Source organism: Vibrio sp. SS-MA-C1-2, from assembly GCF_021513135.1.
In the GTDB taxonomy this organism is placed as follows: Bacteria; Pseudomonadota; Gammaproteobacteria; order Enterobacterales; family Vibrionaceae.
Genome location: NZ_CP090981.1, coordinates 2,550,711 through 2,572,799, shown reverse-complemented (window position 1 = coordinate 2,572,799; position 22,089 = coordinate 2,550,711). Strand labels below are relative to the sequence as shown.

General features: G+C 37.0%; 19 protein-coding genes, 2 pseudogenes and 1 riboswitch. Of the genes and pseudogenes, 13 read left to right on the top strand and 8 right to left on the bottom strand.

Annotation, left to right across the window (positions count from 1 at the left end):
- Nucleotides 1–64 precede the first annotated feature (64 nt).
- Together L0B53_RS16065 and L0B53_RS16060 are read right to left on the bottom strand one after the other, a co-directional pair.
- On the bottom strand, nucleotides 65–1,486 hold the full coding sequence (locus L0B53_RS16065) for an endonuclease/exonuclease/phosphatase family protein (protein WP_235060614.1): 1,422 nt from the start codon (nucleotides 1,484–1,486) through the stop codon (nucleotides 65–67).
- 329 nt (nucleotides 1,487–1,815) lie between these two features.
- Nucleotides 1,816–3,843, bottom strand: coding sequence for a glycoside hydrolase family 3 protein (locus L0B53_RS16060; RefSeq protein WP_235060613.1), 2,028 nt, complete (start codon nucleotides 3,841–3,843; stop codon nucleotides 1,816–1,818).
- 633 nt (nucleotides 3,844–4,476) lie between these two features.
- On the opposite strand from L0B53_RS16060, the gene L0B53_RS16055 reads away from it, so the two are divergent.
- The 3 genes from L0B53_RS16055 (at nucleotide 4,477) to mtnN (ending at nucleotide 8,562) form a co-directional block, all read left to right on the top strand.
- Nucleotides 4,477–5,625 (top strand): M20 family metallopeptidase, encoded by a 1,149-nt coding sequence (locus L0B53_RS16055; RefSeq protein ID WP_235060612.1) that lies wholly within the window; start codon nucleotides 4,477–4,479, stop codon nucleotides 5,623–5,625.
- Complete coding sequence (locus L0B53_RS16050; RefSeq protein ID WP_235060611.1) at nucleotides 5,625–7,172, top strand: AbgT family transporter; 1,548 nt, start codon at nucleotides 5,625–5,627, stop codon at nucleotides 7,170–7,172. Before L0B53_RS16055 ends, L0B53_RS16050 begins: the two co-directional genes overlap by 1 nt.
- A 279-nt stretch (nucleotides 7,173–7,451) precedes the next feature.
- Nucleotides 7,452–7,549: riboswitch (purine riboswitch) on the top strand.
- 197 nt (nucleotides 7,550–7,746) lie between these two features.
- On the top strand, nucleotides 7,747–8,562 hold the full coding sequence (mtnN, locus tag L0B53_RS16045; protein WP_235060610.1) for a 5'-methylthioadenosine/S-adenosylhomocysteine nucleosidase: 816 nt from the start codon (nucleotides 7,747–7,749) through the stop codon (nucleotides 8,560–8,562).
- 301 nt (nucleotides 8,563–8,863) lie between these two features.
- Here the strand turns inward: mtnN and L0B53_RS16040 are convergent, their stop codons facing one another.
- The gene (locus L0B53_RS16040; protein WP_235060609.1) at nucleotides 8,864–9,904 is read right to left on the bottom strand and encodes a YadA C-terminal domain-containing protein; all 1,041 of its coding nucleotides are present in this window, start codon (nucleotides 9,902–9,904) and stop codon (nucleotides 8,864–8,866) included.
- Between the two features lie 7 nt (nucleotides 9,905–9,911).
- Nucleotides 9,912–10,673 (bottom strand): IS5 family transposase, encoded by a 762-nt coding sequence (locus L0B53_RS16035; RefSeq protein WP_235060608.1) that lies wholly within the window; start codon nucleotides 10,671–10,673, stop codon nucleotides 9,912–9,914.
- 245 nt (nucleotides 10,674–10,918) lie between these two features.
- Between L0B53_RS16035 and L0B53_RS16030 the strand changes: the two genes are divergently transcribed.
- Nucleotides 10,919–11,653: a PTS transporter subunit EIIC gene (locus L0B53_RS16030; RefSeq protein ID WP_235060607.1), complete on the top strand. Its 735-nt coding sequence runs from the start codon at nucleotides 10,919–10,921 to the stop codon at nucleotides 11,651–11,653.
- Between the two features lie 146 nt (nucleotides 11,654–11,799).
- Nucleotides 11,800–12,345: a manganese efflux pump MntP family protein gene (locus L0B53_RS16025; protein WP_235060606.1), complete on the top strand. Its 546-nt coding sequence runs from the start codon at nucleotides 11,800–11,802 to the stop codon at nucleotides 12,343–12,345.
- Between the two features lie 54 nt (nucleotides 12,346–12,399).
- Here the strand turns inward: L0B53_RS16025 and L0B53_RS16020 are convergent, their stop codons facing one another.
- Nucleotides 12,400–12,816, bottom strand: coding sequence for a MarR family winged helix-turn-helix transcriptional regulator (locus L0B53_RS16020; RefSeq protein ID WP_235060605.1), 417 nt, complete (start codon nucleotides 12,814–12,816; stop codon nucleotides 12,400–12,402).
- The gene (gene dmeF / locus L0B53_RS16015; RefSeq protein WP_235060604.1) at nucleotides 12,779–13,720 is read right to left on the bottom strand and encodes a CDF family Co(II)/Ni(II) efflux transporter DmeF; all 942 of its coding nucleotides are present in this window, start codon (nucleotides 13,718–13,720) and stop codon (nucleotides 12,779–12,781) included. Before dmeF ends, L0B53_RS16020 begins: the two co-directional genes overlap by 38 nt.
- Nucleotides 13,721–14,062: 342 nt before the next feature.
- On the opposite strand from dmeF, the gene L0B53_RS16010 reads away from it, so the two are divergent.
- Nucleotides 14,063–14,311, top strand: a complete 249-nt coding sequence (locus L0B53_RS16010) for a hypothetical protein (RefSeq protein ID WP_235060603.1) — start codon at nucleotides 14,063–14,065, stop codon at nucleotides 14,309–14,311.
- Nucleotides 14,312–14,727: 416 nt separating this feature from the next.
- Here L0B53_RS16010 and L0B53_RS16005 read toward each other — a convergent pair whose 3' ends face one another.
- Nucleotides 14,728–15,981 carry an amidohydrolase family protein gene (locus L0B53_RS16005; protein ID WP_235060602.1) on the bottom strand — a complete coding sequence of 418 codons (1,254 nt, stop codon included), beginning with the start codon at nucleotides 15,979–15,981 and terminating at the stop codon, nucleotides 14,728–14,730.
- Between the two features lie 10 nt (nucleotides 15,982–15,991).
- Here L0B53_RS16005 and L0B53_RS19445 point away from each other — a divergent pair, with 10 nt between their 5' ends.
- The 7 genes and pseudogenes from L0B53_RS19445 to L0B53_RS15980 all read left to right on the top strand — a co-directional run bounded on the left by L0B53_RS19445 (nucleotide 15,992) and on the right by L0B53_RS15980 (nucleotide 21,122).
- Nucleotides 15,992–16,126 carry a hypothetical protein gene (locus L0B53_RS19445; protein ID WP_260115560.1) on the top strand — a complete coding sequence of 45 codons (135 nt, stop codon included), beginning with the start codon at nucleotides 15,992–15,994 and terminating at the stop codon, nucleotides 16,124–16,126.
- A gap of 491 nt (nucleotides 16,127–16,617) precedes the next feature.
- Nucleotides 16,618–16,725 (top strand): annotated as a pseudogene (locus L0B53_RS16000) (IS66 family insertion sequence element accessory protein TnpB); the annotation flags it as partial.
- A 4-nt stretch (nucleotides 16,726–16,729) separates the two neighbouring features.
- Nucleotides 16,730–16,956: pseudogene (gene tnpB, locus L0B53_RS19620) on the top strand (IS66 family insertion sequence element accessory protein TnpB).
- Nucleotides 16,898–17,077, top strand: a complete 180-nt coding sequence (locus tag L0B53_RS15995; RefSeq protein ID WP_235060601.1) for a hypothetical protein — start codon at nucleotides 16,898–16,900, stop codon at nucleotides 17,075–17,077. The pseudogene tnpB and the gene L0B53_RS15995 overlap by 59 nt, the downstream one beginning before the upstream one ends.
- 196 nt (nucleotides 17,078–17,273) lie before the next feature.
- Nucleotides 17,274–18,287: a Gfo/Idh/MocA family protein gene (locus tag L0B53_RS15990; protein WP_235060600.1), complete on the top strand. Its 1,014-nt coding sequence runs from the start codon at nucleotides 17,274–17,276 to the stop codon at nucleotides 18,285–18,287.
- Between the two features lie 265 nt (nucleotides 18,288–18,552).
- On the top strand, nucleotides 18,553–19,482 hold the full coding sequence (locus tag L0B53_RS15985; RefSeq protein ID WP_235060599.1) for a LacI family DNA-binding transcriptional regulator: 930 nt from the start codon (nucleotides 18,553–18,555) through the stop codon (nucleotides 19,480–19,482).
- Nucleotides 19,483–19,598: 116 nt separating this feature from the next.
- Nucleotides 19,599–21,122, top strand: coding sequence for a PTS transporter subunit EIIC (locus L0B53_RS15980; RefSeq protein WP_235060598.1), 1,524 nt, complete (start codon nucleotides 19,599–19,601; stop codon nucleotides 21,120–21,122).
- A gap of 178 nt (nucleotides 21,123–21,300) precedes the next feature.
- Here the strand turns inward: L0B53_RS15980 and L0B53_RS15975 are convergent, their stop codons facing one another.
- Entirely contained in the window at nucleotides 21,301–22,008 is a 708-nt protein-coding gene (locus L0B53_RS15975; RefSeq protein WP_235060597.1) for a GntR family transcriptional regulator, read from the bottom strand.
- Nucleotides 22,009–22,089 lie beyond the last annotated feature (81 nt).

The following is a 22,089-nucleotide window of genomic DNA, read 5'->3' as shown; positions in this document are numbered from 1 at the left end:
ACAAGACTTTAAAAAAGGTGTATAGCTTAAAGCAATACACCCTGATTTGATTTTAATTAATGATTTAATTATTTAAGTCTATATTTACCCAAACCATACGGTGGTCAGAAGAAATATCTTTGCCTGTTCCATTCGAACCAATGCGACTATCATTCATAAGTAGTCGACCAGGTTCACCTGCTGCTGGCCAATACACACCAGTTTCTGTGACATTTAAATCACTTGATGGAATATTGAAGTCAACTCGTGTTGCCCAAGGTGTAAGCGTGTTATTTTCAAGATTAACATTTTCATTGCCTTGATAATCTTCTTCTAAGCCACCTTGACTTGATGGCGTTAATGTTCCATTAGATGCTTGAGTATTGACGTTGTGATGGTCTATCAATGACTTGATGGTATTATTGTATGACTCACCATTATAAGGGTCAGAATTTAGATCACCTAAGATGATAAATGAGTTACCTTCAGAAAGACCACCATACACACCATTGTCATCATACATATAAGACTCACCGTTGATATAATCAGCCCAGAATTGAATTTCATCTCTGTTCATCATCATATTGTGCTTAGAATATGTATCAAAAATAGCAGGGGTAGGGTGTGATAGTAATAAGTGAACGGGCTTATCACCTTCAATTGTCGGTATGTTTACGGTCACATCAACATGATTTTTAGATGAAAGACGGACAATCTCCCACTCTTCATCGGTGTACCAATTATCTCCACAGGCTAATGGCCCGACTACTGCATCTTTAAGTTCTGAGTTTGATAAATCGTCACATACACTTATCACTGGATTTTCTGCGCTTGGCATATCTTTCCATTTGAATGTTTGGAACGTTCTTAAGCTGTCGTCCTCTAATTCAAAGCGGGAAAATACAGCCATTGCATATTGACCATGATAAAAACCAAACCCAAATGTATCATCAGGATCATTTGCATTGACAATACCGTCATTATCAAAATCCATACCGGTATGTAAACCAGTATTTGTCGCAAAAGTCTTCTTGAAAGGGTATTGAATAGGCTCAAGCAAATCGCCACCATCAATACTATTTGGACTTTGAGGAATACTTAAATAATTATCTTGAAAACCATTAATGGCCGTTAAGTCTTCACCAGTACCATCATTATTAAATTCATTGATTAATAAAACATCAGGTCTGTTTGTTTGAATAATTGCTGCGATATTGCGAATTTGAATAATTTTTGCAGCTGTGGTTTGGTCGCTTTCAACCATTTCTTCTTTATTGTTTACATACTCGTTAATAAGACTATCTTGCTCAGTCTTTGTTATGACCATTTGATTAGCAAGATCTTCAAAATTACTACGATCAAAAGAGACGTTAAACGTTGCTACTTTAACTTCTGAAACCGTTTCCGAATTACTATTTGGGGAGGAATTGTTGTCATTATTATCATTACATCCAGAAAGAAGTGCTGCACCAATAACGATAGCAGCTAAAGATTTTTTCAATACCATGAGGATTTCCTTATTTTATTTATTATTAGATCGCGCATTTTACGCAACCGATTGCTAAATGGAATGCAAAATTTACAGATTGTTACATCTGGTTCCAGTATTATAAGAACTGGTTATATATGAATGGACGTGCAATAGACTTTAGTATTATTCATTTTTATATTTGTACTGGTGATCATGGAATAGACTGCTTATCCATGAGACAACAGTACGTCAATCTATTAACGGTGTCTTCATTGAGCAAAATAGTAAAGCTGAGAATGGTGGCTCATCAAACAAAAAAGGCCCCTTAGTCGCAGGAGCCTTAGTCGTTTATTCTACATGTTTAATTACTCTACAGAGTGGCCATATTCATAAGCTACATCACCCAAATCACCATTTTCATCTAGTCGATGAATAGTCACTGGAAGTTTTCCTTTTGCTTGAATATTACCCATAATAATATTTGGAATTTCAATAACAGATGGACCTCTTAAATAGCCATAGTCATAACCAAAGTAATTATAAGTAGCTAATGCGACATCAGAAACATCATCAAAACTTGCGATGTCATAAGGTGCGCGTAGGCTAACTAAAATAGTTTTCTTACCATTTTCTTTTGCATATTCAAGTGCATAACGAGCAAATTGACTATCAGAAATCTCTGAGCTTCTCACCATTGGTGATAACTGATTATCTTCCTCAACATTAAATACTAATGAGCCCGTATTATTTGGTGCAGTAAATAATGATTGAGAAAAACGACGTGTAACTGGTGCATCTGGATCGCCATCAATTTCTACAGGGCTAATACCCGATGATAATGTACCGATAATAATTGTATCGGCATGATCGATATTGGTTTTTTCTGTATTCCAGTCAGTAGCACTAAATTTAACATTTGTAATGCTTTCTGGAGCAACACCATTTTCTTCAAATGTCATTCTCATGGCAGTGCCTTGCTCTCCCCATGGGGTTAGCATATGAATTTTACCTAACTCATTAACACTCATTGGAATACTTGAATCAGTGTTTTTCACCAATGTAATTGCATTTTGAGCAATCTCTGTTTCAATTAACCTATGCTCTTGACTCCCAATGGTCGCATCCATGTTTTGGTAAATATCATCTAAAGAAGTATCACTATTATGGTTGAGAATATCTCGTTTGAGTTTAACTTCAACAATACGTTGAACTGACTCATCAAGATCGTGCTCGCTAATGTCACCACTTCTTACAGCATCTGCAACGGCATTGATAAGATCTTCAACTTGATGAGCATCATCTGCAACTCTAAACTGCGTTGGCATTAATGCGATATCAACACCAGCTTGGAATACTTTAATGACGGCATCAGTTTCTTCAAAGTAACCAGAGATACCATTCATATCCAATGCATCAGTAATCGTTAATCCTTGGTAATTAAGGTCACCACGTAAGATGTCATGTTGGATAACTCTAGAAAGGGTTGCTGGTACCAGCATCTCTTCACCATCTTTTGTGTAGACGAGAGTATCATCAAGAGATGGGTATTGAATATGAGCAGTCATGATCATGTCTGGTGCAATACCTTGATCAATTGCTTCTTTATAAGGTGCCAGATCGATGGCAAACGCCTCTTCTTTACTCTTATTGACGATAGGTAACCCATAGTGTGAATCAGTTGCTGTATCACCATGACCAGGGAAGTGCTTCATGGAGCCGATAACCCCTTCTGATGCCATCCCTTTAGCGACTTCGCCACCAAGTAGTCCTACAAGTTCTGGATTTTCGCCGTAAGAGCGGACATTAATCACTGGATTTAATGGATTTGTTTGCACATCAACAACTGGAGCCATATTAAAGTTGAAGCCAACAGAGGAAACTTCAGCACCTAAAACCTGTCCTTCTTTATAGGCAAGTGAAGCATCATTTGTCGCAAGATAAGCAGCGCCTAGCGCCATATTACCTGGCATATTTGTGGCTTGATCTCTAGGTAAACGAACAACGTTACCACCTTCTTGATCTAATGCCATAAATAATCCAAGTTTTTCATCATCTTGAACTGCATCTTGCATATCGTAAACTAATTTAGCTGTTGATCTTAAATCTGGCTGATTATTTGCAAATAAGATAACGCCACCAAGTTTGTTATCTTGAATAACATCATGGATCGTGTTGTTTATTTCTGTCATACCATCAGTACAAGATGAATTGGTATCTTCACACCAATATCGAAAACTCATCATTAATTTTTGTGCAACTTTTTCTTCTATCGACATTGACTGAACAATACTTTGTGCATCTCTTGATATTGTACTGATATCATCAGAATCAGAGTTACAACCCATTAATGTTAATGTTGTGCCAATAACTAAAGCCAGCTTTTTTAATCTCATTTACAAATATTCCATATAAGGTAATTAGATAACAAACAAATATTAATAATAATCACAAAATAAGTATGTGATTAAGCGCATGTTTTACTTCGGTTTTTTGATGGATTATTCATTAATTGTGATCCTTGTTGGAATTTTTAATTCTTCCTAGGGAGGGGGAATGAGAAAATACGCTTATATTACTGAATTACATGGATTTAAATTTGTTGAATTTTAGAGTACTGACTTCTTTGTTAATTTTCTTTGAAAATAATTGAGCGTTTGTCGTGGGGATTGTTTGGATATAAGGATAGAGGTTTCGAATAGCTCCATACCCCTTTGCTACTTATTCATCAATATTATCAAGAAATCTTTATTTAATAATTTCAATTCTAGTGGATTCATGTCGTTAATTTGTCTTTGTTCTATTGTTGATTAAAGTCGAATTCAATCAAGATTTAAGCTGACTAATTTAGGCTCTCTTTTACTGTACTGAGAGTGATAACAATGGGTAAAAGTATTTTATACAACGACGTGAGGGTTTAACTTTTAGATACTTATCACAATACTCTACCGTAAGCCTTGATGTTGAATGTTCATGTGTAGTTAAATTTATATCACTGACTTGTTATTATTGTGTAAATGGATGTTGAAATGATTGATTTGGAAAAATATATCGAAATAAGAAAAAAAATTCACCGCAACCCAGAATTAAAGTATGAGGAATTTGATACAGCTAAATTAGTATCTGAACATTTACGTGACTTAGGCTACGAAGTTACTACTGGTATTGGTAAAACGGGTGTTAAGGCTGTTTTATATACAAATAAACCAGGACCAACAATTGCATTTCGCGCTGATCTTGATGCATTACCAATAATTGAAGCGAATAATTTCGAACATAAATCGTGTAATCATGGGAAAATGCATGCTTGTGGTCATGATGGACACACAGCCAGTTTACTTTGTGCTGCAGAATCATTAATGAAAAATAAAGAGAGTTATTCTGGGAATATAGTGATTATCATGCAACCTGCTGAGGAAGGGGGAGCAGGAGCTAAAGCTATGATCGATGATGGGGTATTGGAAAACCCTTATGTGGATAAGATCTTTGGATTCCATAATCGGCCAGGATTTGATGAAGGGTTTGTTTTTGCTAAATCAGGCTCTGCGATGGGCGGGAATGATACCATTGAGATTAATATCTTAGGGAAAGGCGGGCATGCTGCTATGCCTCATATGGCCTGTGATCCTATCGTCGCTGGTGCTAATTTTATTTCTCAGGCACAAACTATTATCTCTCGTAAACTCTCTCCCTTAAATTCAGCAGCGATTACTGTCGCAACATTTAATGCAGGTAAAGCTCATAATGTGATTAGTGATCACGCAAAACTTATATTGAGTGTTAGATCTGACTGTAAGCCAACGAAGGATTTGTTGATAAAAGAAATAGAGCTTGCGATTAAATCAAGCTGTCTTCAACAAGGGTGTACTTATCAGATGGGTACACTGATTTCTATACCTGCTTTAGTTAATCATAAACTAGAAACCAAAGAATTTATTCAAGCATGCAGTACTGTCTTTTCTGACGGTGATATTGAAGAGATTGATTACATGCCGACAATGGGGGCGGAAGATTTCAGTTTTTACTTATTAGAAAGACCCGGTTGTTATTTCTTTATTGGAAACGGTAAAGAAGGTGCCTATCTTCATAATCCTCACTATGACTTTAATGACGCTATTATACCTGTGGCAAATCAGGCTTATTTAGCTTTGGCAGATTATTATTTAGGGAAGAAGTAATGGAAAATATAAAGCAATTACAGCCTGAGACAATTAAGGATAGCCGTTTCTTATCTTGGGTTGAAAGAACAGGAAATAAGTTACCACATCCGTTTTTCTTATTCGTTTATTTAGCGATAGGTATTATTTTTATCTCCGCAGTTTTAAATTATCTTGGTGTGACGACATATAACCCGAAGACGACGGAGAGTTATGTTGTTAAGTCATTAGTCTCTGGTGAAGGTGTACAGTATATATTCACGAGTTTTGTTAAGAACTTCGTATCATTTCCACCTTTAGGTACCATCATTGTAGTGATGCTAGGGATTGGTCTTGCTGAGCGAGTAGGGCTTCTATCTACTTTGTTAACTCAAACTGTTGCTAAAGCACCTAAGTCCTTACTTACTTTTTTAGTTTTTGTGGCCGGTATTTGTGGCTCAATTGCGAGTGATGCAAACTATCTTATTCTTATACCGTTAGTTGCAATGGTGTTCCATAGTGTAGGTAGAAATCCTCTTGCAGGAGCTGCTGCTGCCTATGCTGCTGCAGGGGCTGGTTTTGATGCTAGTTTATTCGTGACTGTTGGTGATGCTTTATTTGCTGGAATCGCAACCGATGCGGCAAGGATAGTTGATCCTGATGCATATGTGAGTGCTGTTGATAATTATTATTTCGTCGCCCCATCGGTTATTATTTTAGCGATTGTAGGCACATTAATTATTGATAAAATTGTTGAGCCTAGGTTAAATAAATTACATCCTATTTCTTCGATGGTTAAGGATAAGCCTACCTCTACAATTACAATGACCGTTAAAGAAAAATTAGGGTTAAAGCGTGTAGCCATCTTTACGCTAGCTTACATTGCTCTCATTTTTGCATTGGTATTCCCGGAAAATTCATCTCTTCGTAATCCTGATGGAGGTTTAATCCCATCACCATTTCTGAAGTCGCTAGTAACGTTTATGTTTTTTTACTTTTTGGGTATTGGAGTCATATACGGAAAAACGGTTGGAAAAATATCTAAAATTGAAGATATTCCTGACTTAATGGCATCTTCAGTAAAAGCACTTGCAACGACTCTTGTTTTGTTTTTAGCGATAAGTCAATTTATTGCTTATTTCAAATGGACAGGAATTGGGAACCTTATTGCTTTTGAAGGCGCTCATCTGCTTCAAAGTGTTGGTTTTGATGGGTATCTGTTAATTATTAGCTTTATTTTAATTACTTGTATTTGTAATGTATTCATGACAAGTGGAAGTGCACAATTTGCTTTATTTGCACCCATATTTATTCCAATGTTAATGCAATTGAATATTGACCCAGCCTTTACACTTGCTATGTTTAGAATTGGAGATAGTAGTACTAATATTATCTCTCCTATGTCTCCCTACTTTTCAGTGGCACTAGTTTATATGCAGAGTTATAAACCTGACTTACGGATTGGCACTTTAATGGCAACAATGTTGCCTCTTGCGATCGGCTTTCTTGTTTGTTGGACAGCTTTTCTCTTACTTTGGACTGGCTTAGGTTTAGATGTAGGCCCTGGTGTTTCAATGTACATCAATTAAATGCATTTGAAGTCACTTTTTATGAAATCATTTGATAAACGTCAAAGCCGTTAAGTTAGCGGCTTTATTTTTTACTAAATAAACTAAAGATTACCTCGATAGAAAGTTCGCCACAATCGAAAATGTGTTCTAGATAAGATGGTTTGTATACCTAGAATTACTTCCTATTTAGCAGAAAAAATGGCAGAAACAGTATTCTAACTCACTTATTTTGAATTCAATAATTAAATGAAAATTGACATTAAAGTCTTTAATGCCTAGAGTGTTTAATGAATTGATTGCACTTGCTTTTTGGCATTTTATATAAGCTTCTAATAAGGTGAAGCGTATCTACAGAACACCATAAATGTTCTACTATAAGATGATGAAAAACTGTTGAAACCCATCTTATATTTGATGTGTCAAGAGTGAGTAAAACGTTATGCGATGCTCATAGATACGTTAAACAGTGAATGTAAAGATGTTGATATTCTCTTAATTATGGAATTTGTAGAATATTGTTTGTCATCTCCGTCTTTATTAATATCCTATCTATGAAGTATCAATTTTTATCTACTTTTATAGGGAAGAAAAAATGAAAAAGTTGTTACTGACGAGCGCCATTCTATTAGCCTCATTTCAAGTTGTTGCAAAGCAGCAGCCTATTGTGCTTCAAGGCGCGATGGATATTGAGGTTGATTACATGATTCAACAATTAGAGAATAAAAAAGAATTAACGTTAGGCTCTTGGACATTTTGGCAGGGAACGATTGATAACTATCCAGTTGTTGTCTCTAGAACGGAAGTAGGGATAGCAAATGCGGCTGCATCAACTACCTTAGCAGTGACTGAGTTTTCACCAGCAATGATTATTAACCAAGGAACGTCTGGTGGGCATGATCCTAAACTTTATCGTGGTGACATTGTGTTAGCAGAAAAAAGTTTCAATATGGGCTCGTATCGTTCTGAATTTAAAAAAGCAGGTGATGGCGTTAATTCTAAAGATTGGTCTAATTTTCAAGTAACAATGCGGCTTAGAGAGAAAGGCGAATTTGTTGAACATGATGGTTTTTATGCTGATAAAGAATTACTAGAATTTGCATATGATAACATCCCTCATATTGAAGATAAGAATAAGGTCGTGAAAGGGGTTATTGGTACCGCTGATGAATGGAATAGAGAAGTCGATAGAATTAATTGGTTACATAAAACCTATAATACTTCAGCAGAGGAAATGGAAACATCATCTGCAGCTTTAGTTGCTGAAGCCTATCAAGTTCCATTTATTGGTATTAGAATATTATCAAACACCGATCTTCACCAACAAGATTTTGATCCTAAGACGGCAGAAACAAGTCAAAAGTATACAATTAAATTTGTAAAAGCTTGGATTGATGCTAATTATAAATAATTTGAGATAATATAATTACCTCATAAAGCATTGTTAAAAAAGATCTTTTGACAATGCTTTTTTGCTTTAATAGACTACGCAAGTCAAGTCAAGTCAAGTCAAGTCAAGTCAAGTCAAGTCAAGTCAAGTCAAGTCAAGTCAAGTCAATATTTACTCTCTGTAAGCGATTTTAAATTATTGAATAATAATTAGATTAGCCAAAGTTTATATCGTTTATTTAAATAAAAAAGATAGAACATCAAATGATACTCTATCTTTAAAATTAACCATACGAGGGTCCAAACTGTACTAGGATTTTCGGTTAAAAAGCATATTGTACGCCAGCACCGCCAGATACTTCAGAGTAAGAACCTGTTGTTACATTTACTGTCATACTAGTTGACCAGTTTTCTGTCAACGCATGCGCGGCTCCAACAGCGACTGCTGAACTATCACCAGCAAAACCAACACCTACACCAATGGCTGTCTGACCAGTACCTGAAAGATAAGGTCGTGCATTGTTGATAGCATGAGTACCAGCCATAACACCATCCATTTTTTCGTCTAGGCGGTCAATTTCGTTGTACAGGTTATCAATATCAGCAGCTTGCTCTTGGAATGCAGCATTAAGATCATCAATTTGTGACTGTGTGTTATCTTGAGCAGTTTGAGAATACTCTCGTACAATCCCGTCACCAGTTTGACCAAGTTTAGGTTCGCCGATAACTGGAGCTTCTTCTACAGGAGACTTATCTTTAAGATTCTGTTTCTTTTCATTTACCCATTCCCCACGTGTAGGTACAGTTGGTTCGTTTTCAATTGGGTCTGTGATAACTCCAGTTAGTTCTTTCTTTTTATCTCCAATTGGATCGAACCCTTCAATAGGTTTACCTGTTTCATGTTTTAGGTAATTGTTATCCTGCATCTTATCTAGCAGTGAGTCTTGACCTGCAATGTTTATAGAAGCTAGAACGTCTAATGCTTTTTGCTTATCACGTGGGTTTAGTTCATTTAAAGCTTCTTCAATGTCGGAGTAAGCACTATCAACATGTTCAAACCATTTCTCGTTGCGAATTTCTTCGATTGCTTCAGGGGTATAAGCAATACCTTTCGCATCTAAGATATTTTCAATATCAGAGGTAGAAGTTTCATTTATAACCATCATTTTTACGACTGCTTCTGCATTATCTTTTCCAGCAATTAATAGTAATTCTTTATAACCTTTTAGGTCGATAGGGGAAATATTCATTGCATCAACCAAACGCTTTGCGTTTTCTCCGTTATTGTGCTCAAAGCTTGTTGCTGTTGATGGCATTGCTAAAATTGTCGTTGATACTAGAGTCTGTTGATCTTTGCTGTACATTTCGCGTTCAACAATACATCGGTAGCCACATTAACATGAATGCCAGTGATAACATGCTGGCATAATTCCTTTCTAGCTTGTCATATCTACTTGAAATGGCTCGATAATGCTTAATTCTCCCAAAGGCATTTTCGACCAAATGACGATACTTGTATAGACACCAATCCATACTGTCTTTGTCTATATCTTGGCCGTAATTGCGCTTAGCAATGACCGTTTCTCCGCCACGTTCCCTAACAAAAGTACGGAAAGGTTCGCTGTCATATCCTTTATCACAAATGATGGTATTAACTTCATCGAGTTGCTCAACTAAGCTTTCAGCATACATTATATCGTGGCGTTGGCCTTCTGATAAATCAAAGCAAATCGGCAGGCCACCACTATCCACGGCTAAGTGAATTTTAGTTGAGTTGCCCCCGCGACTTTTACCTATTTGCTCTGAGCTTTCTGTCGCTGCACCTGTACTATGCTGATGCGCTCGAACTATAGAGCCATCAAGAAAGACCCATTCAAAATCAGCCATTCTAGATAATATCTTGAAAAGATTATCTAAAACGCCTTTCTTTGACCAAAGATTAAATCGTCTGTAAACAGTGCTCCACTCTCCGAATTCAGAGGGTAGATCCCGCCAAGGGATACCTGTTCTCATTCGATAAAGTATTCCTTCAAAGGTCATTCGATGCGTCGTTTTATCGTAAATACGACCTGTACTTTTCATAACTTGGAGTAGCAATTCCCTGCGAATATCAGTTAACATTGTTCTTAGCATGGTATTGGTTATGGTTTTCCTTTTGGTGAAGTAAATTATAACTCTTTACCATGCTGTTCAAAAAATATTCACGAAAGATCAACACGCCCTAGTACATCAGTCGTACCATCACGATCGGTATCTACAGAGCAAACTCTATTCGTATCAGGAGCATAGCCCTCAACACACGTTGCTGGGTTGAGCGGTGATATGCCGATTTATCTGCATCTAGTAGGAAAGTACCTGCGTTATCGGGGTAACCATCATTGTCGTCATCAGGGTCTGTTGTGTTAGGGATGCCATCGCTATCGGTATCTAATAAACAATTATCATCGATTGAAACGTACCCCTCAACGCATTGTGATGGGCCAATCGGTGTGCTTGTAATGGATTCAGATAATGTTGGGTCTAATGGAAACGCATCATTAATGTCTAATACGCCATCATTAGCACCGTTTGTATTTGCGCTGCTTATTCCACTGCTTTATCCATTCCTAGTGCCACTAGGTTTACACTGGCCTTTAAACGCATTAATGCTTATTAACATTCAAACTCTTGGTTATGACTTCATTCAAGGTCCAATGGGTGTATGGAACTTTGCATGTTTCGGTGCAACAGCGGGTGTATTACTTATCTCAATTAAAGAGAAAGATAAGATGATGCGTCAAACCTCATTTGGTGCGCTGGCTGCTGGTCTATTTGGTGGTATTTCTGAACCATCACTATATGGTATTCACTTACGATTCAAGCGTATCTACTCTCGCATGCTGCCAGGTTGTGTAGCGGGTGGTTTAGTTATTGCAACATTAGGTGCTCACTACCATGGCGTTAAGACTAAAGCTTTTGCATTCACATCATTACTTACAATCCCTGTATTTAATCCTATGTGGGTCTATGCGTTAGCGATTACAGTTGCATTTATCGTTCCAATTCTATTGATTCTATTCTTTGATTACCGCTCAGCAGAAGAGAAAGCGGCAGCACAACAGAATAATCAATAATTAGGCTCTTCAATATTATTAAAAACCGACTTGTTCCATATTATTACTAAATGGCAAGTCGGTTTTCTTTTAACTGCCCTCTTCTCTCTTTATTCACTTCCCTTTATAATCCGCGCGTTTAAGCGTTGTTAATAATTAGGAATAAAATGATAGAAGTATTAGTTTTAGCTGTTGCATTAAGTATGGATGCATTTGCAGTAGCGATAGGCATTGGCACAAAAAACCATCAAAATCGACTAGCAATGGCAATTAAAGTCGCCCTCTTTTTTGGCTTCTTCCAAGGTTTCATGCCGCTGATTGGGTATCTAGGCGGGAACTCTATTTTCGGTTGGGTAGAAAAACATGCCTCTATTATTGCTTTTATTCTTCTCTTCTTTATCGGTGCTAAAATGTTGTATGAAGCGTTCTCTCATTCTGATGAAGATGATGATGAATTTGAAGGTCTCACCAATAAAACCTTATTGACTCTTGCCATCGCCACTAGTATTGATGCAATGGCAGCAGGGTTTTCATTAACACTGTTAGATTTTGATCCACTGCTTTCTTGTTTAATTATTGGTGTTGTGACACTTATATTTAGCTTGGGTGGTGTATTTATTGGCAATAAAAGTAGCCAATGGATGGAGAGCAAGGCTGAAATATTGGGTGGTGTGGTACTGATATTGTTAGCATTTAAAATGCTATTCGTTTAATTTTTAACACGCTAACTTATATATAATTCATGTATGAGTTAGCGTGTTTTATCTTTAAAAGTGCTGATTCATTTTCTTGAGCATAGATGTCAATTGGTGAACTTCTGTTTCAGAGAGTTCATGCGTTAAGTTTTTTACCAACTCATGATGCAACTGATTATGTTGACGATGAATCGCCTCCCCCTCTTCAGTCAGGTTTACAACAATTGCGCGTCTATCTTCTGGATGTGTGCCTCGCTCAACTAAATTAAGGGCTACCAACTTTTCTATCTGTACTGTCAATGTACCTGTAGTGATACCTAACTTTTCGGCTAACTCTTTCATGCGTAGTGAGCCATGCTCTCCCAAAACTTCAATAGTATGAACTTGAGCTAAGGTGTATCCAGTCTCTTTAACAACAGACTGCTCCCAAGAAGACATTTTGTCATAGAACTCAGTGATTAGTTGGTTCAGCTGTTTTAGTTGTTTCATTCTTCGTCTCATGTAACTCAAGGGTCAGGTGTACTATTTTATCAAAATCTTGTAGAAGTACCCTATATTCTTTAAGCGATAACTCTGAATTATTATTAATAGATACCGCCGCTGAGTAATGATGGCCATCAACTTTCCAAATATGTAGATCGGTAACAGTACCGTAAGGTGAAATAGTGTAAACTACTTTCTCTCGATAACTCTCTTCAATATTTTCATCTAACAGTATTGGGCTAGTTTGATTCACAAGATTGAAAGTCCACTTCAGAATGACGACAGCACCCACCATTCCCATAATCGCATCTAACCAATTCCAGCCATAATACTTACCAAAAAACAGGGCAACAATAGCTAACACTGACGTCAATGCATCGGCTAGAACGTGAAGGTAAGCAGCTCTTAAGTTGTGATCATGGTGATGTTCGTGATGGTGGTGATCATGTCCATGGTCGTGTCCATGATGGTGATCGCCTAACAAAAACATACTAACAACATTTACGGTCAGACCTAAAAATGCAACCGCAATTGCTTCATTAAATTGAATATTTTCTGGATGGAAGAGTCGATAAACCGATTCAATAAACATTAATAAGGCAACAATACCCAGAGCAATTGCACTGGTATATCCGCCTAATACACTGACTTTACCTGTACCGAAAGAGAATCGATCATTGTTTGCATTTTTTTTAGCGTAACGATAAGCAAAAAGAGTGATACAAAAAGCCGCTGCATGTGTCCCCATATGCCAACCATCAGCGAGGAGTGCCATTGAGCCAAAAAGCGATCCTGCTGTAATCTCAACCACCATGGTGACAACAGTTAACAGCAAGACATAAAGTGTTCGCTTCTCCCCTTGATGATTATGATGAGAGAAGTCATGAGTATGTTTCGGTGAATAATTCAAGCTAGAACCTTTGTTTGACAATCAAAATACTTGACTGAAGTATAGTTTGATAGTCAAATTAAGTCAAAAAGTAGCATGTACTGATAACAAGAGATGAATAAGGATAAATATAGTTTATGTGAGTAAATCATTAATATTGTTATTGGGAGGTGTAAAAAAAGCTCCATATAGGAGCTTTTTTCTCATTTTTTGTAAACTAAGACCAAACAATATCACGATAAGCGTCTGGGTTTGTATCACCTTCAGTATTAAATATAAGGATAACAGACTCTTCATTAATTCCTATATCATCTAAAGAGGCAGTATTAGATTCTTTAGCGAGGTTATATAAGAGCCCCTGTAGTGGTAGCAAAAGGCCAAGATGGCAGTACTAATTATGCAGAAGTGAATTATAAAAATGGAGAAACAACCAAGTTTAGTCGAGCTAACAGGGTAGAGCTAAGTCAAGGTGATAGAATTACTCTTGTGACTGCTAATGGTGGTGGATGGGGTAAGCCTAATGAACGAGATCCAAAGGAGATTGGTTTAGATATACTAAATGGTTACCTGACGCAAGAAGAAGCAGATATATTATACAATAAGAAAAGTTAAGCGTTGGCTTATATCTAAGCTAGATAATTCATTTTCTAATATTTCAATGATAATTAGATTTAAACCTAAAACAGCTTTTAAAGATGAACATGGGTTATAGGGTATTATTGTAGTCGGTAAGTTAAGTGCCGGTTGGTTGTTGATTAAGAGGGCAGTGTCATTGACGTTGTTCATATTATTGGAATGTGAGAGTTGATTGTACTAATAAGGCAGATCCCTCTGCCTTATTATACCCGTCTTACTTGAAGTTGCTAGGTTGTTGGCTGTACTCATTCGCCCCAATCATATAGAGCGCCTATATTCATGGGGCCTCATTCACTTGCCGCCTACTAGCAACTCCAATTACTTTAGGTATAGAAGTTTTTATTCATTTATTTCAACGTTGCATTTATTAACTTTATTAATGTTGACTCACTTTAAATACTCTTATTACCAGCTTTCAGTAACTGGACTGTTTTCTCGTTACGTTCTAATAGAGCATGAAAGTCTGCTTCATTAATTGGCAGCTGTCCTTTATCCTTGAGTATTCTACCATCTACTATCACGTACTCAACATTGATAGGTTCAGCATTAAATGGAATCTGAGCTAACTCGTTATGGTTGATCCCCATATTGGTTGTTGCTGGATCAATAATGATTAAGTCGGCTCTCTTGCCAACAGTTAATGATCCAATCTTGTCTTCCATTCCTATTACTTTTGCTCCACCCATGGTTGAAAGATAAAGAACATCTTCTACTGTCGGGAACACTTTCGGATCTTGATGATATGCTCGCTGCAGACCAATCGCTGCTTTCATCAACGCAAAATAGTTAGAGTTATCAGATGTTCCACCATCTAATCCCATACCAATATCAATTCCAGCTTTGTACATTTTCTCCACAGGAGCAATTCCCGATGCTAAACGCATGTTACTCAAGGCATTGTAGCTAACCTTTGCTCCGCTTTTTGCCATCATTTCAATTTCTTCATCATTAACATCGACTACATGGTTGAGAACTAAACGAACATCAGTTGCACCTGTATTAAGTAAAATATCTGTTTGCTTGTCTAATCGATCTTTTTTGTTTTCCGCATAATGAAAGTTTAGCGTCGTATCCATCTCCTTCGCTATATCGACAGCATTCTTGACGGTATCTTGCATGTAAATTGCAGGGTGTGAAGCTAATTGGAATGAACCTAGTACATCCTTGTCTACCTGTGTTTTGGTCATTTTAGCATGGGCATTATTAAGTGGATTCAGATTGTAGGTATAAACATAACGCATCCCTGAATCCTGCAACGCCTTTATATTACCCTCAACAAACCTAGCATTATAGGCATGAGACCAGTCAACAACTGTTGTTACACCCGTATTGATAAGATCTAAGGTACTTAAAGTAACAGCATCATACGTTTGCTGGAAATTAAATGAGATTGGAAAAACACAAGGAGGAAGCCAGTCTTTAACGTCTTTGTCGATACCGCACCCTCTGATAGTAGATTGCCATAAATGGTTATGAACATCGATAAGCCCAGGCATCACTATTTTTCCACTAGCATTAATGATTTGAGAGTTTTCGCTTGATAAGCCCTTACCGATAGCTACGATTTGACCATCTTCAATCATTATGTCTTGTTTATAAAGTCTTCCAGTTAGATCTTTATCTGTTGATTGCATTGAAATAATCAAAGAAGCATCTTTGATCAATAGTGGTGCACTGTTAACCATTAATGGTGCACATACCAGTGCTGTGCATATGGTTTTCTTATATCTAATCATCATTATGTACTCAATCTGGGGGAATGCATTAAGTGATGCAACAGGTGTGCCATAAGTTTTTAGTTAGACAGAATGCAATTTATTTATACAATTATGATTTTTTACGACGTTTATTGTCTGTGTCGAAAAAATGCTCAAACATGGTAACAAATCACTCATATTATCAGCAATGAGATCGATTATGTTCGTAAGCTAAAATGAGGGATTAGATGTTTATGGGTTGATTGGCATACTTATTTAATCCACTTTAATCAGAGAATGTCATAAAAACTTAAGTGCCGTCATAATTGTGATGTGATGTGATGTGATGTGATGTGATGAATTGATTCTTACTCGTCAAAAAGAGATGACAATAAAAGCGAACTATTCTCGTCTTCAAAAAATCAGAATTTAGATCTAAGACCTTAATGGTTTTAATAACCTTCAACAGGCTGGTCTACTCTGATATGTTAGCTTGTTGAGTAAGTCATTATGCGCTCATAACGAGTCGTAAAGTAACTGCCCCATGAACAACGCATGCTAATCGCTCTCCTAGAATAATTAGATCAAATATCCAAAGCCAATATCACCATTGTCGTGAATGATATTGAATTGAGCATTCCTCAAAGAGCGCCAATCCACTATCTCGCAGAGCTCATCGAGGCATTATCATGAAAGTATGCTCAGCTCCCCAAAGATTTACTTATATCGAAAGAGTGTCGATTTTAGAAAATCCATTAACGGCCTTGCCGCCATCATCGAAAGTGACATATATTTACCGCTTCTCAGTGGTGCACTTTTTTATATAGTGATAAACAGCGGGATAAAATCAAAGTGTTGTATTGGGATGAAACACGTTTTACTCTCTGGTATAAATGCCTCGGAACAACCAATGGATATTATTGAATCTCTTTTAGAAAATGAGCCTAACTCTGATAGAGAAAATATCATTGCGCTTACCTCCGAAGAGTGGAGACATATACATGAAGGTGTATTAGCTCGGTATGGTATTAGACCTTCTCAATAAAAAATGGCGTGACATGCAAAACTTAACGTTATAATTGCTATTGCACAGCGATATTCAGAGCGAGTTTATTCAACCTTCAATTTACTTTTGTCCATTATTGAGTTAGTTAAATCGTCATCGGCTAACTCATTTCTGTTTCTTAGTTTATATACGTAGTGGTAATATCAATCTAGAGTAAATGTTGCAGGATAATAATTTGAATATTAAAAGAGTACGGTGGGGAATTGCAGGATTGGGTAATATTGCACATCGCTTTGTTGCCGACTTAAAGGGGCAGGCTAAAAATGCAGAACTTTATGCGGTCGCGGCGCGGGATAAACAACGAGCTGAAAGCTTTTCAAGCCAATATGATTGTCAAACAAGTTATGGCTCATACTCAGAACTAGCCAATGACGTTAATGTAGATATTGTCTACATTGCGACAATTCACCCATTCCACAAAAGCTTGGTTGAATTATTTTTAAACCACGGAAAGCATGTTTTAATTGAGAAGCCCGCATTTACCAATTTAAACGATTGGGATGGAATGTCGAGGCTTGCTGAAGAAAAAGGCTTACTGTTAGCTGAAGCAATGAAGACGGTGACATTTCCAGCATATCAAGCAATGAAACAGTTTATTAAAGAAAAACAGGTGGAATTAACGTCTATAGAAGCGTCATTCGGCAATTGGCATGAGTTTGATAGTGAGTGGCATTTATTTAATCCAGCGTTATGTGGCGGTGCGACGTTAGATGTTGGGGTATACGGTCTTTGGCTATACGTTGATTTGTGCCAACTTATCAATGCGCCTGTTTTAAAACCCATTGCGAAGTACACGAAGGATAATCTTCAAAGTGAAGTCGATGAGAATGTGGTATTCAACTTTGATGGTCAAATAAAGGGTGAAATTGGTGCATCAATCACACGTGATCTTAAACGAGAAGCGATTATTCGAGGCCCCGATCTAGAGATTATTATCCATGATAAATGGTGGAACCCTAAAACAATCGACATATCATTTAAAGGTGAGCAAGTACAACTTTCAACTATTGTTGAGGGTGGGGGATTTGAATACGAGATTGAACATATATCTTCGTTGATCCTAAATAAGCAACGCTATTCAGATGTACTGTGTAAAGCAACGAGTCGTCAGGTTATCTCGATCATGGAAGAGTCTCTAGTGGATAATGGATTTGACTACTTAGCTTACCCGACAATCGCGAACCGTTAATTTTAGATAAGTGACCCACTGAAAGGGAGGCTAGAGGTTGCTTTATATGTATGATAAAGACGCTCGAAGTCTGACTTTTAGCGTCATTAATTCGAAATTTTAATTAGCGATGATTACTGGGGAGCTATCATCTTCAACGACGTGACAATGAGCATGATTTTATATCAAACTCTCGATAAGTTTTATGGTAGAGTTTTGATATATTACTTTTTATTTTAACATCTTAAAATAAAAATGATCATGCGAAGAGGCTTTTGAAGGTGTTATGGGTGTAACCATTAAAAACGTTGCTGAGGCTGCTGGTGTATCCATTACTACAGTCTCTCAAGTTATCAATAAAAAGGGAAAAATCTCTCAAAAGACGATTGATAAAGTCAATAAAGTGGCACAAGAGCTAGGTTATGTTGCAAATGTTTCTGCATCCAATCTAAGAAAGTCAAAACCAGAGAAACATATCGTTGTCATTTTAGACAGTGGCGTTGATTATGCAATCTCTATTCCGTTATATCGTTCTTTAAAACAAACACTCTCCAATCAAGATATCGAAACGTTATATATTCAGTTTGAACATGATATCGATGTGCTGGAAGTCATGTTTAATTTCATATTAAGCAATCAAGTGCTTGCGATTATCCCTATTTCAATTGATATGGAATTAGACTCATTATTGAACAAGCACAGTAAAAAGCCATTGCTTATTGGTATTGCATTTACTGATGTGAATAATACGTATAACACAATTGTGATTAATAATCGTGTCGCAGGCGTGAGGGCGGCGAGAGGACTTTTAGAGCAGAGACAAAATCAAGTCCTGATGATTGTTGAGCCTAATGATATCGTTGGCTTAGAGCGAGTAATTGGTTTTGAAAATGAAATGCGAGATATTCCAATTCTCTATGATGTCGTTTATGGATTTGATCGTTCACAGATCCAAGATTTATTATTAACGGGCAATATTACATCCATTGTTTGTGGCTCAACCTCAATGATTGATGATGTTTTATCGTTGATGAGTGCATTAAATATTTCGATAGGCCCAAGAGGAATATTTAATCATAAAATCTCTATTTTAGGATTTGGCGATTGTGATAATACTATTAAAAATATCCCCCTCTCATTTGATATTATCAGTGAAGAAGTGATGCGTATGCTGTCAGAAAAGTCAGTAGGGCACAAAGTGGTTATCTCGCCTTAAACAACTAATTAACTGATTTTTGTGAGGTAAAAGGTTTTACCTTATGCGTTTACCTGTTTATTTTAATCTTTTTCTCTATGATTTTAGGCATCTTAATCAAATGGAGTATGAGTAACATGCTTAAGAACGTATCTTCTATATTATCAAAGATGTCCCTGATTGGACGCTCTTTGATGCTACCTATTTCTTTGTTGCCAGCTGCGGGGCTGTTGTTAGCTTTTGGCGATAAATTCGATTTACCTCTTATGCTAAACGCGGGTGGTGTCATTTTTGATAACTTACCTCTTTTATTTGCTATCGGCGCGGCTGTGGGTTTATCTGGAGAGTCGGGCATAGCAGCACTATCAGCGGCAGTCTCAATGTTGATTGTGAATACAACGGTGAGTTCATTGATGGGGATCACGCCTGAAATGGCAGCTGAAGGGGGGCGTTATGCGCTAGTTCTCGGTATTCCAACATTGCAAATGGGTGTTTTTGGTGGCTTGATTTGCGGTATTCTTGCGGCTGTTTGTTATAACAAGTACCACAATATTAAATTACCGGAGTTTCTTGGTTTCTTTGCCGGTAAACGTTTTGTTCCTATCGTGACAGCCCTGTCTTCATTTGTTTTAGGTTTAATTTTGCCCTACATCTGGGGTTATGTGCAAGATGGAATTAATGCATTATCGGTTGTCGTGAATGGAGATAACCAAGCACTGTCGACATTTATCTTTGGTTTGGTTGAGCGTGCATTGATCCCTTTGGGTCTACATCACATTTGGTACCCTTCATTCTGGTATAGTTTTGGCGAATATACGGCATTAAATGGCGTGACGGTACATGGTGATCAAACTATCTGGTTTAAGATGTTATCTGATGGTGTAACTTCATTTAGTAGTGATTCTTATCAAGGTGCGGGTAAATTTATGCAAGGAGAGTTTCCTCTCATGTTATTTGCATTACCTGCAGCTTGTTTAGCTATGTACCATGAAGCCTTCTCAAAAAATCAAAAAGTGGCTGCGGGTATTTTATTTTCTGCTGCATTAACCTGTTTTATTACCGGTATTACCGAGCCAGTTGAGTTTACGTTTATCTTTGTGGCGCCTATCTTATACGTCTTTAACAGTATTATGGCGGGTCTATCGTACATGTGTATGTATCTACTCGATGCGCACATGGCGAAGTCTTTCTCTGCTGGTTTTATTGATTTTATCTCTTTAGGTGTTATTCCATCACTCAATGGCTTTGAAACGAACTATTTCAATGTATTCATTGTTGGTATTCCGATGGCGGTGATTTATTACGGTACCTTTAGATTTGTTATCCGTCGTTTTAATTGCAAAACACCAGGACGTATCGATAACACTTCAAACATTGATGATGTGTCAGACGAGAAACTGAGTGAATTAATCTTAGCCAATATTGGTGGATTACAAAATGTGAAATCTTCTGCAGCCTGTATTACTCGATTACGCTTGGAAGTTGCTGATGAAGCGTTGGTTTCAAAAGAAGGACTGGAAAAGCTGGGTGCGAAAGGCATTGTTTATGTTGGTAGCCATGGTATTCAAGTTATTCTGGGATCAAGAGCTCAATTTATCTCGGAAGTGATTCAAAAAGAGATGGTTAAAAACACCAATCAAAGAATAGTATCTCCAGCTTAATGGCTTAAGGTTGAAATTTCTAAAATAAAGGAAGAGCACTGATCATTAGGTCCGTGCTCTTTTTTGTTATAACCAGATTAGAATATAGAAATAAAATTATTCTGAAAATAATGAGCTAGGTAGTCGTCGAGCCTAGCGCTTTAAGATTATCAGTAACTTTTTGTTCTTCTTTTGAATATCAAAACAGAGGCTTTTTGCCTTTGAGTTCATAACGCCAAGAAAATAATTCAGGTTTAATAAACGATATCGATTTTTCAAATAATGTATTATTGATATTCACGGTTCGCTCAACACGAACGAGCGGTGATCCGGTTGGAAGAGATAAAATTTGCTCAGCACCTGCATTACCAATAACAACTGACAGCAACTCTTCACCATCATCAAAATAGAGCTGGTAATCCTGAGTGATAATGTCATAGAGGGAGCTATTGTTATTTATTTTATCCAAAAAGTTTGGAAGAACATCGCTGGCGAGGTAATTCAACTCATAAATCCCTTTGTTACCATTGATGGTGCGTGTGCGAATAATTTTATATACGGTCGGACATGTAAATTGAGAAAGTTCATCAAATCCAGTAATAGATATTTTGTCAGTATCAATAATTTTGGTTTCAATCGTTTTTCCAATGCTTTTCATGTCATTGGTTAAACTATAAAAACCGGCATTCAGATTTTGAACCAAATCCCCATTTTTGACATAGATCCCATCTCCTTGTTTAATGTGTAATAAGCCTCGTTCTTTTAATTCAAAAATAGCCTTTCGAATGGTTGAGCGACTGACTGATAACATCTCTGCTAACGTTCTTTCATCCGGCAGCTTTTCATTGGGTGTGCGCTCTAAAATAATTTGATGAATTTGGGCTGCGATTTTTTGATAGAGATACACAATGACTCCTGGATAAGGATAGAAAAGACAAAAGGTAGAATAGATGACTATTACAGAAAGCAAAATAAGAGTACAGTTTTT

Bases quoted from the DNA above. Each gene is read 5' to 3' on its own strand.
- L0B53_RS16040 (WP_235060609.1), bottom strand. From the start codon at position 9,904: ATGTACAGCAAAGATCAACAGACTCTAGTATCAACGACAATTTTAGCA.
- L0B53_RS16050 (WP_235060611.1), top strand. From the start codon at position 5,625: ATGGAAAATATAAAGCAATTACAGCCTGAGACAATTAAGGATAGCCGT.
- L0B53_RS16020 (WP_235060605.1), bottom strand. From the start codon at position 12,816: ATGAAACAACTAAAACAGCTGAACCAACTAATCACTGAGTTCTATGAC.
- L0B53_RS15985 (WP_235060599.1), top strand. From the start codon at position 18,553: ATGGGTGTAACCATTAAAAACGTTGCTGAGGCTGCTGGTGTATCCATT.
- L0B53_RS15980 (WP_235060598.1), top strand. From the start codon at position 19,599: ATGCTTAAGAACGTATCTTCTATATTATCAAAGATGTCCCTGATTGGA.
- L0B53_RS16060 (WP_235060613.1), bottom strand. From the start codon at position 3,843: ATGAGATTAAAAAAGCTGGCTTTAGTTATTGGCACAACATTAACATTA.
- L0B53_RS16025 (WP_235060606.1), top strand. From the start codon at position 11,800: ATGATAGAAGTATTAGTTTTAGCTGTTGCATTAAGTATGGATGCATTT.
- L0B53_RS16055 (WP_235060612.1), top strand. From the start codon at position 4,477: ATGATTGATTTGGAAAAATATATCGAAATAAGAAAAAAAATTCACCGC.
- L0B53_RS16035 (WP_235060608.1), bottom strand. From the start codon at position 10,673: ATGCTAAGAACAATGTTAACTGATATTCGCAGGGAATTGCTACTCCAA.
- mtnN (WP_235060610.1), top strand. From the start codon at position 7,747: ATGAAAAAGTTGTTACTGACGAGCGCCATTCTATTAGCCTCATTTCAA.
- L0B53_RS16065 (WP_235060614.1), bottom strand. From the start codon at position 1,486: ATGGTATTGAAAAAATCTTTAGCTGCTATCGTTATTGGTGCAGCACTT.
- L0B53_RS15995 (WP_235060601.1), top strand. From the start codon at position 16,898: ATGAAACACGTTTTACTCTCTGGTATAAATGCCTCGGAACAACCAATG.